The 16,127-nt window shown below is 62.8% G+C and carries 12 protein-coding genes; 9 read left to right on the plus strand and 3 right to left on the minus strand.

Going from position 1 to position 16,127, the window contains the following annotated elements; genetic code table 11:
* Nucleotides 1-62: 62 nt before the first annotated feature.
* The 3 genes from ACOOE2_RS15870 to ACOOE2_RS15880 all read right to left on the minus strand — a co-directional run bounded on the left by ACOOE2_RS15870 (nucleotide 63) and on the right by ACOOE2_RS15880 (nucleotide 2,746).
* On the minus strand, nucleotides 63-1,160 hold the full coding sequence (locus tag ACOOE2_RS15870; protein ID WP_420383964.1) for a hypothetical protein: 1,098 nt from the start codon (nucleotides 1,158-1,160) through the stop codon (nucleotides 63-65).
* Nucleotides 1,161-1,260: 100 nt separating this feature from the next.
* Complete coding sequence (locus ACOOE2_RS15875; RefSeq protein ID WP_420383965.1) at nucleotides 1,261-1,737, minus strand: hypothetical protein; 477 nt, start codon at nucleotides 1,735-1,737, stop codon at nucleotides 1,261-1,263.
* 34 nt (nucleotides 1,738-1,771) lie between these two features.
* Nucleotides 1,772-2,746 (minus strand): hypothetical protein, encoded by a 975-nt coding sequence (locus ACOOE2_RS15880; RefSeq protein WP_420383966.1) that lies wholly within the window; start codon nucleotides 2,744-2,746, stop codon nucleotides 1,772-1,774.
* A 592-nt stretch (nucleotides 2,747-3,338) separates the two neighbouring features.
* On the opposite strand from ACOOE2_RS15880, the gene ACOOE2_RS15885 reads away from it, so the two are divergent.
* From ACOOE2_RS15885 to ACOOE2_RS15925, 9 genes are all read left to right on the plus strand, one after another.
* Nucleotides 3,339-5,009: a hypothetical protein gene (locus ACOOE2_RS15885; protein ID WP_420383967.1), complete on the plus strand. Its 1,671-nt coding sequence runs from the start codon at nucleotides 3,339-3,341 to the stop codon at nucleotides 5,007-5,009.
* A 184-nt stretch (nucleotides 5,010-5,193) separates the two neighbouring features.
* The gene (pstS, locus tag ACOOE2_RS15890; protein ID WP_420383968.1) at nucleotides 5,194-6,231 is read left to right on the plus strand and encodes a phosphate ABC transporter substrate-binding protein PstS; all 1,038 of its coding nucleotides are present in this window, start codon (nucleotides 5,194-5,196) and stop codon (nucleotides 6,229-6,231) included.
* A gap of 7 nt (nucleotides 6,232-6,238) precedes the next feature.
* Nucleotides 6,239-7,243, plus strand: a complete 1,005-nt coding sequence (gene pstC, locus ACOOE2_RS15895; RefSeq protein ID WP_420383969.1) for a phosphate ABC transporter permease subunit PstC — start codon at nucleotides 6,239-6,241, stop codon at nucleotides 7,241-7,243.
* Nucleotides 7,240-8,109, plus strand: coding sequence for a phosphate ABC transporter permease PstA (gene pstA / locus ACOOE2_RS15900; protein ID WP_420383970.1), 870 nt, complete (start codon nucleotides 7,240-7,242; stop codon nucleotides 8,107-8,109). The genes pstC and pstA overlap by 4 nt, the downstream gene beginning before the upstream one ends.
* The gene (gene pstB, locus ACOOE2_RS15905) at nucleotides 8,106-8,918 is read left to right on the plus strand and encodes a phosphate ABC transporter ATP-binding protein PstB (protein ID WP_420383971.1); all 813 of its coding nucleotides are present in this window, start codon (nucleotides 8,106-8,108) and stop codon (nucleotides 8,916-8,918) included. The genes pstA and pstB overlap by 4 nt, the downstream gene beginning before the upstream one ends.
* Before the next feature lie 17 nt (nucleotides 8,919-8,935).
* Nucleotides 8,936-9,613 (plus strand): phosphate signaling complex protein PhoU, encoded by a 678-nt coding sequence (gene phoU, locus ACOOE2_RS15910; RefSeq protein ID WP_420383972.1) that lies wholly within the window; start codon nucleotides 8,936-8,938, stop codon nucleotides 9,611-9,613.
* A gap of 453 nt (nucleotides 9,614-10,066) precedes the next feature.
* Nucleotides 10,067-13,312: an efflux RND transporter permease subunit gene (locus tag ACOOE2_RS15915; RefSeq protein WP_420383973.1), complete on the plus strand. Its 3,246-nt coding sequence runs from the start codon at nucleotides 10,067-10,069 to the stop codon at nucleotides 13,310-13,312.
* Complete coding sequence (locus tag ACOOE2_RS15920) at nucleotides 13,305-14,669, plus strand: efflux RND transporter periplasmic adaptor subunit (protein ID WP_420383974.1); 1,365 nt, start codon at nucleotides 13,305-13,307, stop codon at nucleotides 14,667-14,669. Before ACOOE2_RS15915 ends, ACOOE2_RS15920 begins: the two co-directional genes overlap by 8 nt.
* Nucleotides 14,659-16,083 (plus strand): efflux transporter outer membrane subunit, encoded by a 1,425-nt coding sequence (locus ACOOE2_RS15925; protein WP_420383975.1) that lies wholly within the window; start codon nucleotides 14,659-14,661, stop codon nucleotides 16,081-16,083. The genes ACOOE2_RS15920 and ACOOE2_RS15925 overlap by 11 nt, the downstream gene beginning before the upstream one ends.
* The last annotated feature ends 44 nt before the right edge of the window (nucleotides 16,084-16,127 follow it).

Consider the following 16,127-nt stretch of genomic DNA (forward strand, 5'->3'; position numbering starts at 1 on the left):
GGATTGTTCGAACCATCGGTTTGAAAGCGGGCGGGAGACGCAAATCCCCCGCCCCTTTCTGCTTAATTAATGGTTGCGCGGATGCGCATGGTCGTTGCGCCGCCAGCCGAAACGTTGTTCAGCGTTCCGTTCGCAGTGCCGGAATTGCCCGACGTCGCAGTGGCAAAGCTGCTGTTCGCCACGGTTCCGGTGGTGCCGTCGGTATTGCAGGTCGTGCCCGTGTACGTGCCGTTGAGCACGATGCCGAAGCTCGACAGATACGTGACGGTGGTCGGCAGGGGATCGCTTACCGACAGGGCTGTCGTCGGCGCGCCGCCCGAACCGTTCTGCACGACGATGCAATATTCGATCGTCGCACCCGGGATCGATTTCGGGTTCGTGGTACCGTTGATCGGATCCGAAACGATCGTCGACTGCTTGGTCAGCGTCAGCACCGGGGCATAAACCGTATAGTCGCCCTTGGCCGAGTACTTGTCGTCGTATTGCGCATCAAGCCCGCCCGTGCCGGCCGCGTCGGCAAAGATCGTCTGAACGGTACCGGGTGTCCACGCGCCCGTGCTGGCGACCAGATTGGCGCCCTGCGTTCCGGGCGTTCCGCCCAGTTGACCCTGTGCGGTCAGAACGATACCCGAAACCTGGGTGTTGGTCGCCGTCAGTGGCACGCTGGCCACGACAAACACCGTCTTGCTGGTGTCGGGCGCGACTTCGTCGAGATACGTGATCTGCTGGTCGGTGCCCGAGTCATACGTTCCGTTGCCGTTCGTATCGATGAAGTAGGTAAAGCCCGACACGCCGAATGCGTCGGTGCCACCGTGCTGCGCGGACGCGCCGATCGCCTGGTTCACAGCCGACAACGAGAAATCGAGCGTGTCGTTCGATGTGTTGGCAACGGTGAACGTGTCATAGGCAACCGACTGGCCAGGTGTGACCGTGGTGGTCGCGCCGACGTTGTTGACGGTAAAGATCACCTTGCGGTCGACCAGGACGGTGTTCGATGCCGAACCGGCCGTCTGCGCGACATTGTTTACCGAGTAGTTGATCTGGGCAGTGTTGGTGATGCTGGTACCGGCCTGGGTACCTGCAGCATAGGCTGGGCTTGCCCCCAATGCGACAAGCACAGAAATGCTCGCCACGCCCAGCAGCTTGCTGGCGTATTTCATTATAATTCTCCTGAATGGTTAAACGTTTGTCAAAAAAATGGTCCGCACCCCGAACATCACGCCCGCGGACCTCAGGCTCTCACAAAATATGTGGTTTCGCTCAGCGGACCACGGCGTGATATTGTAGCGTGCCCGACGCACCCGGGGCGATCACGGGGATCACCCAACGGACGGTCGTGACATCGGAATCCTGTGCGGCGTGCGGTGCAACGCCCGGTTTGGCGACGGTCAGCTGGGCCAGTTTGCCCCAGGTCTTGCCGCCATCGACCGAAACTTCGAAATTGTCGGCACCGGCGCCTTCGAGCGCGACTGCGCCGGGAACCGGATTGGTTACGACGAAATGGTCGACCGGCTTGTCGCTGGTGTTGCGATAGGCGGTCACGAACAGCAGATGGTTGCCTGGCACGACCTTTTCCGGCGCCACGAACTGGTGGGTCGTTTGGCCGTTGACGGTCGTGACCTTGTCCAGCTTGATCGAGCTGTCGAGCGCAACCGCGCCAGGAGCAGCCATCGCCAGAACCGGAGAAGCAGCCAGAACCACCATTGCGGTCATCACATTACGAGTAAGTTTGCGCATGTTTCATGTCCTTGATTAAATGGAGTTGCAAAAATCAGTTGATCTTGACTTTGAAAGCGATCGTCTTGTCGGCGGTCCCGCCTGCAACACTGCCCAGCGTCACGGTAATCCCGGTTGCCGACGCAGTGCCCGCATCGCTGTCGGCAGTGTCGGTCAGGCCCGTTCCGCCCAGCGTCAGCGAGTTGGCCTGGTAGGTCGTCCCCACCGGAAAGGCGTCGGTCACGGTCAGGCTGGCCGCGGTGCCCGATCCGGCAACATGTGCGACGATGGTATACGTGACCAGCGCGCCGGGTACCGGATTGGTTCCACCGTAGGGATCGGCAACGACGGCCGATTTGGTCAGCGTAACGCCCGCCAGGCTGGCGATCAGGCTGGCCAGCGCGTTGGCAGTGCCGCCCGATGCGCCGACCACTGCGTCGACTCCGGCGGTGCCCTTGCCGGCAAACAGCGTGCCAGGGGTGCCCGACCCGATCACCGAAACAGCGGTCAGGCGCACTTGCGATGTCTGTGCATCGGTTGCGGTCGTCGGTGACGCCGCCAACAGGAAGACTTTGATCGAGGCATCGGGTGCCAGCGTCTGGCTGGCCGCGCCGTTGGTGATGACGGTATCGACACCCGGGTCATAGACGCCGTTGCCGTTGGTATCGATGGCGACGGTCTGTAAAGTTGCGTTGAAGGCGTTGCCGCTGACGGTCGGCGCGCCGGTCAGGTTAAAGGTGTCGGAGCCGTTGCCGGTGTTCGTCACCTGATAGATCAGCACCGCCGGCGCGCTTCCGATCGTAACCGGCGTCGTCGTCAACGGCGTGACCGCAACGCCGATCAGCTGATCGACCTTTACCGTCACCGTGTTCGACTGGATCGTGCTTGTGCTCGTTCCGCTCGAAAACGTGGCGTTGGCCGTGTTCTGGATCAGGGTCCCGGCAAGGGTTCCGGCAGCATATGCCGAATGTCCCCCGACGAGCCCGGCGACAGCTGCTCCGGCAGCCAATGTGTTGCGAAGGCGTTTCATAGAAAATGTGTATAACTACGTGTGGTTAAGGCCGGGTTAGTAGCTCGCCGAAATGGTAAAAAATCCCGCTGCGTATCAAAATTCCACATGAAAACAGTATCGCGTGCGCCAAGCCAATTCGCGCCACGACACCTTTCTTTCGGTCGGCCCGGGTTTATCGGCATTTTTGCTCGCAAACGATTGCCCACACCGTTGCGATATGATTCGCGGGAACATCCGTGGTGCACCGGCGTTTAAGCGGCCTGGCAATTGATCGTGCGGGCCAGGGGGAGGCTCGACTGCTTCAAGGCCGGCAGCCGGGGCAAAAGTGCGATGCCGCCAGCGTATGATCGCGGTTAACAGTGCCATGAGCCAGGTGGTTAATACCGAGGCCTGCCACCGACGCTGCCGTTACCCTATAGTAGTGCGCCATCGAACAGAGGGCGTCGCAGGCGCGCTGCGCAGGGATCTGTGGCCCCGGGGACACAGCGGGAGCAGCGTCTCGACCGGCGCCATGACCCTCGTGCAACCGCGCAGGACTTTGTCACAAAACCGCAACATCAGAGCCATAGCGGTTTGGCCATTCTGAACTACCATAGAAAAGGGCCACCTTATGAAACTCAACCATGCCTTGCTGGCAGCGGCGGCAATGGGTGCGATCGTCGCACCGAACGCACACGCCGCGACAAAGAAGCACGTCAAGCACCACGCCGCTGCCGCACCGCACGATGCGGCGCTGCGCGGTGAAGTCAACGAGCTGAAGGCGCAGATCGCGTCGCTGCGCGAAGAAATGCGCAACCAGCGCGACACGACCGCGACCACGCAGACCCAGGTCGCCCAGACCCAGGCACAGGTTGCCCAGACGCAGACCCAGGTCAGCGCGATCAACCAGGAAATCACGAACGTTCCGACCAAGGACGACGTGAAGTCGATCTCGAGCGCGACCATCGCGTCGGCCGTCGAAAAAGAACATCACAACGACACGTTCTACTTCAAGGGCATCAAGCTCACGCCAGGCGGCTTCCTCGAACTCGCGGGGATCTATCGCCAGCACAACCAGACCAACGACATCGCCACCAATATCGGCGGCATCCCGTTCCCCAGCGCGCACAACTACTACGAAGGCGAAAGCCGCTTGACCGCGCGCCAGAGCCGCGTGTCGTTCCTGGCCGAAGGCATGGCCAACCAACACACGAAGCTGTCGATGTACGGCGAATTCGACTTCCAGGGCGCGGCGCAGACCGCGAACTCGAACGAAAGCAACAGCTACAACCCGCGTATCCGCGTGCTGTACGGCACGGTCGACTACAGCAAGGATGGCCAGGGCCTGCATTTCCTCGCAGGGCAGAACTGGTCGCTGGTCACGATGCAGAGCAAGGGCATCACGCCGCGCGCCGAAGTCATCCCTCTGGTGATCGACGCACAGTATGTCGCGGGCTTTGCCTGGACGCGCACGCCGCAGGTTCGCTTCACCGCCGATTTCCTCGATCACAAGTTGTGGATCGCGGCTTCGGCTGAAAACCCGCAGACCACGTTCGGCGGCTCCATTCCTGCCACCGTCACCAACGTCGTTGCCGGCGGTTCGGGCTTCAACAGCGCGAACAACCTGTCGCTCAACACCGTGCCCGATTTCGTCGGCAAGGTTGCCTACGACGACAACATCGGCGGCCATCAGCTGCACATCGAAGGTTTCGGCCTGCAGCGCACGTTCACCGCGCGCGTCAACGGCAGCGCAGTCATCGCCGGCAACAACGTCAACAAGGGCGCGGCCAGCTTTGGCGGCAGCATCAACTTCCAGGTCGTTCCGCAATTCCTCGATGTGCAATTCACCGGCATGGCGGGCAAGGGTATCGGCCGTTACGGCGCAGGCTCGCTGCCTGACGTGACGTTCGACTCGAATGGCACGATCCACCCGATCCATGAAAACCTCTACCTCGCGGGCGTGGTTCTTCACCCGACCAAGATGCTCGACATCTATGGCTACGCGGGCGAGGAACTGCAGCGCGCAACGCCGGAAACCGGCGCTTTCGGCACCGGCAACCTGCTTGCCAACGACAGCGGCTGTTTCATCGAAGGCGGCACGTGCGGTGGCAACACCCGCCGTGTTCGCGAAGCGACCGGTGGCCTGTGGCAGAAGATCTACCAAGGCTCGTTCGGTCGCGCCCAGGTCGGTCTGCAGTACAGCTACACGCAGCGTGACCTGTTCATCAGCGCCAATTCGAACGGCGTGCCGCGCACCGACCAGTCGATCGGCCTGATCAGCTTCCGCTACTACCCGTTCTGATCGAACGACCATTCGCAGCGCGGCGCAGCGGTTTTCACCGCTGCGCCGCGTTTGCGGTTTTCCTTGCGAGTGCTGCTGTGGACCGTCATATTTCAGTCACAGCGTTCCTTTAGTGCCACCCGGAACCGTTTCCCTCAGGACGGGTCCGTTTTTCTACCTGCCAGAAGCAACATAGGGGACCACCATGTTCAAAACCGTAGTCATTGGCGCAGGGCTCGTTGCCGCCCTCACCACCACGGCATATGCCGACAGCTTTACCGGCGCCGGCGCGACGTTTCCCGCGCCCGTCTACACCGCATGGGCGCAGGCGTACAAAACCGCGACCAACAACGAACTGAACTATCAGGCGATCGGTTCGGGCGGCGGTATCCGCCAGATCGAAGCCAAGACCGTCGATTTCGGCGCGACCGACAAGCCGCTGAAGATCGAAGACCTGAACAAGAACGGCCTCAGCCAGTTTCCGACCGTGGTCGGCGGCATCGTGCCGATCGTCAATCTGCCCGGCGTCATGCCTGGCCAGCTGCATCTGACCGGCGAAATCATTGCCGAGATGTACCTGGGCCGCCTGACCAAGTGGAACGATCCCGCGATTGCACGTATCAACCCCGGCCTCAAGCTGCCCGGCCTGCCCGTGACCGTGGTGCACCGTTCGGATGGTTCGGGCACGACGTTCATCTTTACGACGTACCTGACGCACAAGAGCCAGGCCTGGGCCAACACGGTCGGCGCCAACGACTCGGTCAACTGGAAGACGGGCCTGGGCGGCAAGGGCAACGACGGCGTCGCCGCGTTCGTCAAGCAGACACCCGGCGCGATCGGCTATGTCGAATACATCTATTCGCGCAAAGACAAAGTGACCTACACGCTCGTCCAGAACGCTGCCGGCCAGTTCCCGCAGCCGAACGGCGGCGCCTTTGCCGCTGCTGCCGCCAGCGCGCCCTGGGGCAAGATCCCGGGCAACTACATCATGCTGATCGATCAGCCTGCACGCAATGCCTGGCCAATCAGCGGCGCGACGTTCATCCTCGTGCCGAAGAACCCCGAAAACCCCGGCCGTACCGCCGCTGTGCTGCGGTTCTTCGACTGGGCCTACAAGACCGGTGACAAGACCGCGATGGGCCTCGACTATGTGCCGCTGCCTGCGCAGGTGAAGGATCTGATCCGTCGCCAGTGGATGAATGAAGTCAAGACCGGCGGTCGCCCGGTCTATAACGGTAAATGATCTGACTATGGTGCAGCCCCCATCTTCCAACAGTCTGGGCGCTGCGCCCGATGGCACTTCCACCCTGCGCGTTATGGACGCGCAGGGTGTCGCCATAAAACCGGGCAGCGACGCGGTGTTCCGTACGCTGTGCCTCAGCGCCGTGCTCGCCATGATGGCCGCGCTGACAGGCCTCGTGCTGTCGCTCGCTTCGGGCGGCTGGATGGCGCTCAGCCATTTCGGTATCAGTTTCTTTACGACCAGCACCTGGGATCCGGTGGCGGACCAGTACGGCGCCGCAGCACCGATCGTCGGCACGCTGATCACGGCATTTCTCGCGCTCGTGCTCGCGCTGCCTGTGGCGGTCGGCGTTGCGGTGTTTCTTGTCGAAATCTGCCCGCAGGCGATTGGCCGCTGGCTGGCGATCGCGGTCGAATTGCTCGCGGGCATTCCCTCGATCGTCTATGGCATGTGGGGCCTGTTCGTCCTCGCGCCGTGGTTTTCGGCCAATGTCCAGCTGCCGCTGATGACATGGGTCACGCCGGGCTCGTGGCTCGAATCGATCATTTCGGGCGTGCCCAACGGCGCCAATATCTTTACCGCTTCGCTGATCCTGGCGGTGATGATCCTGCCCTATATCGCTGCGATCCTGCGCGAACTGCTGATGTCGGTGCCTTCGCACATGCGTGAGGCGGCGTATGGCCTCGGCTGCACCCGCCGCGAAGTGGTGATGAGCATCATGCTGCCCTATGTGCGCAAGAGCGCGATCGGCGCGGTCATGCTCGGGCTCGGCCGGGCCCTGGGCGAAACGATGGCGGTGACGTTCATCATCGGCAATTCGCACAATTTCCCGCACAGCCTGTTCGACAGCGGCTCGACCATTTCGTCGACGATCGCCAACGAGTTTACCGAGGCGACCGGCGAAATGCATATCTCCGCGCTGATCGCGCTGGGCCTCGTGCTGTTCCTGATCACGTTCGTCACGATTGCCGCCGCCCGGCTGCTTTTGGGACGCGGGGGAGAGACGAAATGAAAACCCTCGAAAACGCGAATTTTGACCGGTTCCTGCATACGCGTCGCCGGGTGTACAACACGATCTTTCTTATCCTGACCGGGCTTGCCACCGCGATCGCGCTCGCCGCGCTGGCGCTGATCCTGGAAACGCTGGTCGTAAAAGGCGTCGCCGGGCTCGACACGGCGGTGTTCACGATGAGCCAGCCTGCGCCGGACATGGCCGGCGGCCTGCTCAACGCGATCGTCGGATCGCTCGTGATGTGTGCGATCGGCATGGTCATCGCGCTGTTCGTCGGTGTTCTGGCAGGCACCTGGCTGGCTGAATATGGCGACGGGACCAAGCTGGCGACCGTCGTGCGGTTCCTGAACGACATTCTCATTTCGGCGCCGTCGATCCTGATCGGCCTGTTCGTCTATCAATTGCTGGTGCGCCCGTTCCACGGCTTTTCGGCCTTGGCCGGCGGGGTCGCCCTCGCGCTGCTGGCGATGCCGGTGGCGACGCGCGCGACCGAGGACATCATGCGGCTGCAGCCTTATGCGCTGCGCGAGGCCGGCATGGCGCTGGGCGCCAATCGCGGCCATGTCATCCGCTCGATCATCTGGCGCGCCAGCAAATCGGGGCTGATGACCGGCGCCCTGCTCAGCTTCGCACGCATCAGCGGCGAAACCGCGCCGCTGCTGTTCACATCGCTTGGCAATCCGTTCCTCAGCTTCAAGCTGACCCAGCCGATGGCATCGATGCCCACCACGATCTTTCAGTTCGCAATGAGCGCATATGACGACTGGCAGCGCCTGGCCTGGGCCGGCGCGCTGATCATCGCGGTTGCGGTTCTTACCACCAATATCATCGGACGTGCCTTGACGCGCGGGAGCATCCACAAGTGACATTCGAAGCCCCATCCATGGATCAGACCACGGTAATGATCCCGCCGCCCGCCGGCGACCGCGTGATCGACGTGAAAAAGCTCGATTTCTTCTACGGCAAGAACCAGGCGCTGTTCGGCGTCGATCTGCCGGTCGCGCGCAACAAGGTGACCGCGCTGATCGGCCCGTCGGGTTGCGGCAAGTCGACGCTGCTGCGCACGCTCAACCGGATCTACGATCTGTATCCAGGTCAGTCGGCCACCGGCGACATCCATTTCGATGATGAAAACATTCTCGACCAGGCAAAGAATTCCGAAGGCCTGCGCGCGCGCATCGGCATGGTGTTTCAGCGCCCGACCCCGTTCCCGATGTCGATCTACGACAATATCGCGTTCGGCGTCCGCCTGCACCGCCGCGTCGGCAAGGCCGACATGGACGCGATGGTCGAACGCTCGCTGACCCGCGCTGCGCTGTGGGACGAAGTGAAGGACAAGCTGCATTCGTCGGGCCTGGGCCTGTCGGGCGGGCAGCAGCAGCGCTTGTGCGTTGCGCGCGGCATCGCGATCAATCCCGATGTGCTGTTGCTCGACGAGCCGGCCTCGGCGCTCGATCCGCTGTCGACCGCCAAGCTGGAATCCACGCTGATCGAGCTGAAATCGTCGCTGACGATCGTGATCGTCACGCACAACCTGCAACAGGCGGCGCGTATTTCGGATTACACCGGGTTCATGCTGCTGGGCAAGATGATCGAATTCCGTCCGTCGTCCGATGCCTTTGTCTCGCCCGAAACGCGCCAGATGCAGGACTACATCACCGGCCGGTTCGGCTGAGCGAAAAGAGACATCAGATGGCCAATGAATTTACCCCGCGTGCGATCGATGCCGACATGGGTCAGCTCAACGCGCTGATCGCGCAGATGGGCGGCCTGGCCGAAAGCCAGATCGTGGCCGCGATCGACGCGCTGCACAGCGGCAATCACGACAAGGCTGCCGAAGTTGTCGCGCGCGACAAGCAACTCGACGCGATCGAGGCCGAAATCGAAAAGCTGGCGATACAGCTGATCGCACTGCGCGCGCCGCTCGCCAGCGATCTGCGCCAGGTCGTGGCGGCGTTCAAGATTTCGGGCATGCTCGAACGCGTTGGCGATCATGCCAAGAACATCGCGCGCAGCACGCTGAAGATCGAGGATTTCCGGTTTGGTCCGATCGCGCTGATCCCCGCCGTCGCCGAAATCGCCGTGGGCATGATCCACGCCACGCTCGACGCCTATGCGTCGCAGGACGCGGTGCTGGCGCAGGAAGTGGTCGCACGCGACGATCTGGTCGATGCGCTGTACAAGGAACTGATCCGCAGCCTGATCGAGCAATTGGCAGAAAAGACGACCAACGTCGTGACCGCGACCGAGATGCTGCTGGTCGCGCGCAATATCGAACGCATCGGTGACAATGCCACCAATATTGCCGAGGCGGTCTACTACGCTGCGACCGGCATCGTCATGCCCGATCGGCACAAAACCGCCGATTAAGTTACCAACCTTGGGCATCCCGGCCCGTCAGGTCATGGCCACGCAGTTCGGGACCGGCCGGCGGGTTGAACTCTCTAGGTCCGGCGGTGCCGCGCGCGGATCGCCCGGGGGGCGCCGGGTCTATTGCGACATGGCCAATACGTTACCAACCATGCACAGTCCGATTGTTGCCAGCTCCTGCAACAATTCGTTACCAGCGGGCATCTTTCTTGACACGATAAACGCGTGCTATGCGCCGCGGGTTGGAACGACCTTCGTTTTGATGTGTTGACTGATCGTGGCCTGTGGCGCCCCGATCTTGCGTGCCATCGGCCTTTCACCGGATCGTTTTGCCCTTGAAAACCCTTTTGCCCACGCCCGTCAGGGTTGATAGGCAAATGCGGTCCGCACCATCGTTCGAGTAACGCGCGATTGTCGTTGAGCTTCCCCGGTTTGGGGATGGAGTTTGCAAGCATGCTGGATATCGTCAAGATCGCCCTTCACCGCCCGCTGACATTCATTGTCATGGCGATCCTGATCGCGATCTTCGGCGTGCTGTCGGCCATTCGCGCGCCGGTCGATATTTTTCCCGAGATCAATATTCCGGTGATCGCGGTGGCCTGGCAATATGCCGGGCTCAATCCCAGGGACATGAACGACCGCATCATCACGCCGTATTCGCGAACCTTGACGACCACGGTCAATGACATCGAACATATCGAAAGCCAGTCGATGGTCGGTATCGGTGTGGTGAAGATCTATTTTCAGCCGGGCACCAATATCGCCACAGCCAACGCGCAGGTCACCGCGATTTCACAAGCCGCGCTGAAACAGCTGCCACCGGGCACGACGCCGCCGCTGATTCTCAATTACAACGCTTCGACCGTGCCGATCGTGCAGATTGCCTTGTCGGGCACCGGGCTGACCGAACAGCAGCTGTTCGACCTCGGTTTCAGCCAGATCCGCCCGCCACTGGTGACCGTGCCGGGCCTGGCGATGCCATATCCGTCGGGCGGCAAACAGCGCCAGATCCAGGTCGATCTCGATCCGTCCGCGCTGCAGTCGAAAGGCCTGTCCGCACAGGATGTGACCAATGCCATTGCCGCGCAAAACCAGCTCAATCCGGCTGGTCTGGTCAAGATCGGGCCGACCCAGTACAGCGTATCGCTGAACAATTCGCCGACATCGGTCGAGGCGCTGAATGACCTGCCGGTCAAGGTCGTCGGCGGTGCAACGATCTACATGCGCGATGTCGCCCATGTCCGCGACGGCTACCCGCCTCAGACCAATGTCGTGCACGTCGATGGCAAACGCTCGGTGCTGCTGACCGTGCTGAAAAATGGCGCGACATCGACACTGGCGATCATCGGCGGGATGAAGGAAAAACTGCCCGGTATCACCGTGGGCCTCCCCGAATCGCTGAAAATCGCGCTGGTCGGCGATCAGTCGATCTTTGTGCGGGCGGCGGTCAGCGGCGTGATCCGCGAAGGACTGATCGCGGCGGGCCTGACCAGCCTGATGATCCTGCTGTTCCTGGGTTCGGTGCGGTCGACACTGATCATCGCGACGTCGATCCCGCTGGCGGTGCTGGCCGCAATCGCGACCCTTTATGCCACCGGCCATACGCTCAACACGATGACGCTGGGCGGGCTGGCGCTCGCTGTCGGCCTGCTGGTCGATGAAGCGACAGTGACGATCGAAAACATCAACTGGCACCTTGAACAGGGCAAGGACGTGATCCCTGCGATCACCGACGGCGCCGCGCAGATCATCGTGCCGGCGTTCGTGTCGATGCTGTGCATCTGCATCGTGTTCGTGCCGATGTTCTTCCTGCCGGGCGTGGCCGGATATCTGTTCGTACCGATGGCGCTGTCGGTGATTTTTGCGATGGTGTTCAGCTTCATCCTGTCGCGCACGCTCGTGCCGACCATGGCGATGTACCTGCTGAAAAAGCATGATCCCGACAAACATGACGGGCCGCGCCGCGGCGGCATCGGCGGCTTTTTCACCCGCTTTCAGCACGGTTTCGAAAAGCGCTTCGAGCGTTTTCGTGCGGGCTATGTCGGGCTGTTGCGGTTGGCGCTGATCGGCCACGGCCGGTTTGTCGCAGGGTTTTTGGCGGCCATGGTTATTTCGCTGGTCCTGGTGCCGTTCCTGGGCAGCAATTTCTTTCCGGCCATCGATTCCGGCCAGATCCTGATGCATGTGCGCGTACCGATGGGATCGCGCATCGAGGATACCGCCGCCCGCTTCGACCTGATCGAACAGCGCATCCACCAGGTGTTGCCGGTGGGCGAAGTAAAAGCGGTTATCGACAACATCGGCCTCCCGGTCAGTTCGATCAACACCGTGTATAACAACAGCGGCACGATCGGTCCGCAGGATGGCGACATCATCATCACGCTGAAGGAGGGCCATGCGCCGACCGAGCGCGCGATCGAAACATTGCGCCGGGAAATGCCGGTGAAGTTTGCCGGCACGACATTCGCATTCCTGCCCGCCGACATCACCAGCCAGATTCTCAATTTCGGCAGCCCTGCCCCGATCGACGTGCAGATAAGCGGCAACAAGCCCAAGGACGTGGCGGCGTTTGCGCACAAGATCCTCAACGCCATTTCACCCATACCCGGCATTGCCGACGCGCGCATCCAGCAGCCCGAAGGGTCGCCAAACCTCGATGTCGACGTAAACCGGACGCTGATCGGGCAATACGGGCTCAACGAACGCGATGTGACCAACAGCCTGGCCAACGCACTCGCCGGGTCGTCGCAGACCGCGCCGGTGTATTACGTCAATCCGGCCACGGGCATCCAGTACCCGGTCGTCGCGCAGGCGCCGGAATACCTGGTGTCGTCGATCAACCGTCTGGAAAACGTACCGGTTGGCGGCGCCACGTCGGGTACCCCGACGCAGTTGCTGGGCGGTGTTGCCAAGCTGAAACGATCGGACATTCCCGCCGTACTGTCGCAATACAACATCGCGCCGGTCTACGATGTGTTTGCCACAACGCAGAACCGTGACCTTGGCGCCGTAGCCTCGGACATCAATGGAGTCCTCAAGACGCTCGCCAAGGACCAGCCCAAGGGCGTGAAGGTGGCAGTGCGCGGCCAGGTGGCGACGATGAACACCGCTTTCACCGGCCTGGGCCTTGGCCTCGTCGCCGCGATCGTGCTGATCTATCTGCTGATCGTGGTCAATTTCCAGAGCTGGCTCGATCCGCTGGTGATCATCTCTGCGCTGCCTGCCGCGCTGGCCGGAATCGTGTGGATGCTGTTCATCACCGGCACGACGCTGTCGGTGCCGGCGCTGACCGGCGCGATCATGTGCATGGGCATCGCCACGGCCAATTCGATCCTGGTGATCAGCTTTGCGCGTGAACGCCTGGACGAAAACGGCGATCCCACGCTGGCCGCGATCGAAGCGGGTTCGGTGCGGTTTCGCCCGGTGCTGATGACGGCGCTGGCGATGATGATCGGCATGGTACCGATGGCGCTGGGCCTGGGCGAAGGCGGCGAACAGAACGCGCCGCTGGGCCGCGCGGTCATCGGCGGGCTGTTGTTCGCCACCACCGCCACGCTCATTTTCGTGCCGGTGGTGTTCAGCATGGTACACACCGGCCGCAAGCAGCGCGGCCATGACGACAACAAGCAAGCGGCCGATGCGCCGAAAAACGACACCACCGAAACCCACTCAAACGAAGCGGTGCCTTCCCATGCCTGACTCGCAGACCCCCCAGGAATCGGCACACGTCGATCTCGATCAGCCGCTGCCCGATGCCGGCAAGCTCAAGAAGATCGGCCTGATCGTCGGTGTCAGCGCAGTGGTGATCGCGATCGTCGGCATCAGCTGGCGCCACCATGCAGTGGGCGGCGAACAGTCGGTGTCGCGCACCGCGTCCGTCGACAATGTCGCCGTCGTCCATCCCGTGCAGGTCGGCGGCGGGGACGAACTCGTCTTGCCGGGGCAGATCCAGGCCTGGAACAACGCGGCGATCAATGCGCGAACCAGCGGCTATGTCCATTCCTGGCTGGCTGACATCGGCGATCATGTGCACGCCGGGCAAGCGCTCGCCGTGCTCGACGCCCCCGAAGTCGATCAGCAACTCGCCCAGGCCGAAGCCGATTACCAGACCGCGCTGGCCAACCAGCACCTGTCGGCCACAACCGCAAAGCGCTGGGCCCAGTTGCTGACACAGGATGCTGTCGCGAAGCAGGAAAACGACGAGAAACAGGGCGATCTGGCCGCCAAGACCGCATTGTCCCGGGCCTCGCTCGCCAATGTCAAACGGCTGAAGGCCACCCAAGGGTTCGAGCGCGTGCTGTCGCCGTTCGATGGCGTGATCACCAGCCGTTCGGCGCAGATCGGGGCCTTGGTCGTAACCGGCAATGCGACTGCGCAGCCGCTGTTCACCGTATCCGACGTGCACCGCATGCGCATCTACGTCAAAGTGCCGCAGAGCTATGCCGCGATGATCCACCCGGGCATCCCCGCCACGCTGGAAGTGCCAGAATACCCCAATCGTGCCTTTCCCGCTGTCCTCGTGCGCTCCGCCGGCGCAGTCGATGTCCAGTCGGGATCGGTGCTGGTGGAGCTGCAGGCCGACAACACCGACCGCGCGTTGAAGCCCGGAGCCTATACCCAGGCGCATTTCCACGCGACCGGTGGCGACGGCTCGCTGTCGCTGCCCGGCAGCGCGATCCTGTACGGCACTGCCGGACCCAGCGTCGCCGTCGTGCCTGCAAACGGCAAGGGCGATGCGAACGGCGAAAAAGTCGTGACCATGCGCCCGGTCAAGATCGTGCGCGATGACGGCAATGTCGTGCGCGTGACCGGCGCGATCAGCCCGAACGACACGATCGTCGACAGCCCGCCCGACGCGATCCACACCGGACAGAAAGTCCGCGTGACCCAGGTGCTGAAGCCCAGCGCCGACCTGTCGGCAAAGCCGCCGGCAACCAGCGGCCCCGGTACGACGACAGGGACCGGCACCAACACCCAGACCGGGCCCACCAACTCGGCGCAGACCAACACGGCTCAGACGAATTTGGGGCAGACAGGCTCTTCGAATGCGAAGTAAACACCTGATCATCGCGGCACCGCTCGTTCTGGGCGTGATGCTGGGAGGCTGCGCTCTGACGCCCCGTGACCTGCCGGTGGTCGCGCCGCCCCCGCATTTCGACGATATCCCGCCCAACTGGGCAGAAGCAGTGCCTGCCGACACCATCCCGCGCGGACCGTGGTGGTATGCGTTCAACGATGCCGTGCTGAACGATCTGGAATTGCGCGCTGATGCGGCCAGCCCGACGCTGGCCGCCGCACTCGCGCGCCGCGACGAGGCGCGCGCCGTGCTGGGCGAAACGAGAGCGGACCTCGTACCCGAAGTCGACGCCGTGGGCAGCGCTGAACGGCAGCGCGTTGCAAAGGACCGGCCTCAATCACAGGGCTATGCGGTGACCGGCAACAATTATGTTCTTGGCGCGCAGCTCAATTACGAAGTCGATCTGTGGGGCCGCGTGCGCAACGAAGTCCGCGCGGCAAGATCCGAAGAGCGCGCGACCGAGGCCGATCTCGCCTCGGTCAAGCTCAGCCTGCAGGCCTCGGTCGCCGACGCCTATGTCCGGCTGCGCGGGCTCGATGCCGAACAGGACCTGCTGGTCCGCTCGGTCGATGCCTTTACCAAGGCCTACAACCTGACGCGGACGCGGCATATCGGCGGCGTCGGCACCGCGCTCGATGAAAACCGTGCGCTGACCGTGCTCGGCAATGCCCGCGCGCTGTCGGTCGATGTCACCGATCAGCGCAACCGCACCGAGCACGAACTGGCTGCGCTGGTCGGCGCGCTGTCGAGCGGGTTCAAAGTGGCGCCGGTTGGCCAGGTGACGCAGGCACCCGCCGTGCCGGTCAGCACGCCATCGACGCTGCTGCAACGCCGCCCCGATATCGCTGCGGCCGAGCGCCGGGTGGCCGAATCCAACGCGCGCATCGGCGCAGCCCACGCCGCGCTGTTTCCGACGATCACGCTGGGCCTGGCCGGCGGCTTCAACACGACGGGCCCGGCCTTGTTGAGCCAGCAGAACACGACCTGGGCACTCGGTCCGCTCGGTTTCAACCTGCCGATCTTCGACGGCGGCCGACGCTTGTCCGCCGTGCGCCTGGCGCGCGCGCAATTCGATGAAAACGCCGCCAATTACCGCAACACCGTAATCACCGCGTTTCGCGAGGTAGAGGATTCGCTGACCGACGCGCGCGATCTGGCGCGCGAAGTTACCGAACAGCAGATCGCGGTCAAAGCGGCGCAGGCGACGACCAAACTGTCGCTGATCCGCTATCGCGAAGGCGCGTCGAACTATCTGGAAGTCGTGACCGCGCAGACCGACGAGCTTAATTCGGAACGCTCGCTGCTTGCCGTGCAGACACGCGTATCGCAGGCCAGCGTGTCGATCGTGCGTGCGCTGGGCGGCCCGGTGAACGAGCGGCCGGCAGGAAGCTGAAGGTGAAATGCGCCCTGCGGACCGGCACGAGGGGTGGGGGGGAA

Origin of the sequence: Novosphingobium sp., from assembly GCF_965214355.1 — a bacterium.
In the GTDB taxonomy this organism is placed as follows: Bacteria; Pseudomonadota; Alphaproteobacteria; order Sphingomonadales; family Sphingomonadaceae; genus Novosphingobium.

Coding starts and splice junctions, on each gene's coding strand:
- pstS (WP_420383968.1), top strand. CDS start 5,194: ATGTTCAAAACCGTAGTCATTGGCGCAGGGCTCGTTGCCGCCCTCACC.
- phoU (WP_420383972.1), top strand. CDS start 8,936: ATGGCCAATGAATTTACCCCGCGTGCGATCGATGCCGACATGGGTCAG.
- ACOOE2_RS15920 (WP_420383974.1), top strand. CDS start 13,305: ATGCCTGACTCGCAGACCCCCCAGGAATCGGCACACGTCGATCTCGAT.
- ACOOE2_RS15880 (WP_420383966.1), bottom strand. CDS start 2,746: ATGAAACGCCTTCGCAACACATTGGCTGCCGGAGCAGCTGTCGCCGGG.
- ACOOE2_RS15875 (WP_420383965.1), bottom strand. CDS start 1,737: ATGCGCAAACTTACTCGTAATGTGATGACCGCAATGGTGGTTCTGGCT.
- pstA (WP_420383970.1), top strand. CDS start 7,240: ATGAAAACCCTCGAAAACGCGAATTTTGACCGGTTCCTGCATACGCGT.
- ACOOE2_RS15925 (WP_420383975.1), top strand. CDS start 14,659: ATGCGAAGTAAACACCTGATCATCGCGGCACCGCTCGTTCTGGGCGTG.
- ACOOE2_RS15915 (WP_420383973.1), top strand. CDS start 10,067: ATGCTGGATATCGTCAAGATCGCCCTTCACCGCCCGCTGACATTCATT.
- ACOOE2_RS15885 (WP_420383967.1), top strand. CDS start 3,339: ATGAAACTCAACCATGCCTTGCTGGCAGCGGCGGCAATGGGTGCGATC.
- ACOOE2_RS15870 (WP_420383964.1), bottom strand. CDS start 1,160: ATGAAATACGCCAGCAAGCTGCTGGGCGTGGCGAGCATTTCTGTGCTT.
- pstC (WP_420383969.1), top strand. CDS start 6,239: ATGGTGCAGCCCCCATCTTCCAACAGTCTGGGCGCTGCGCCCGATGGC.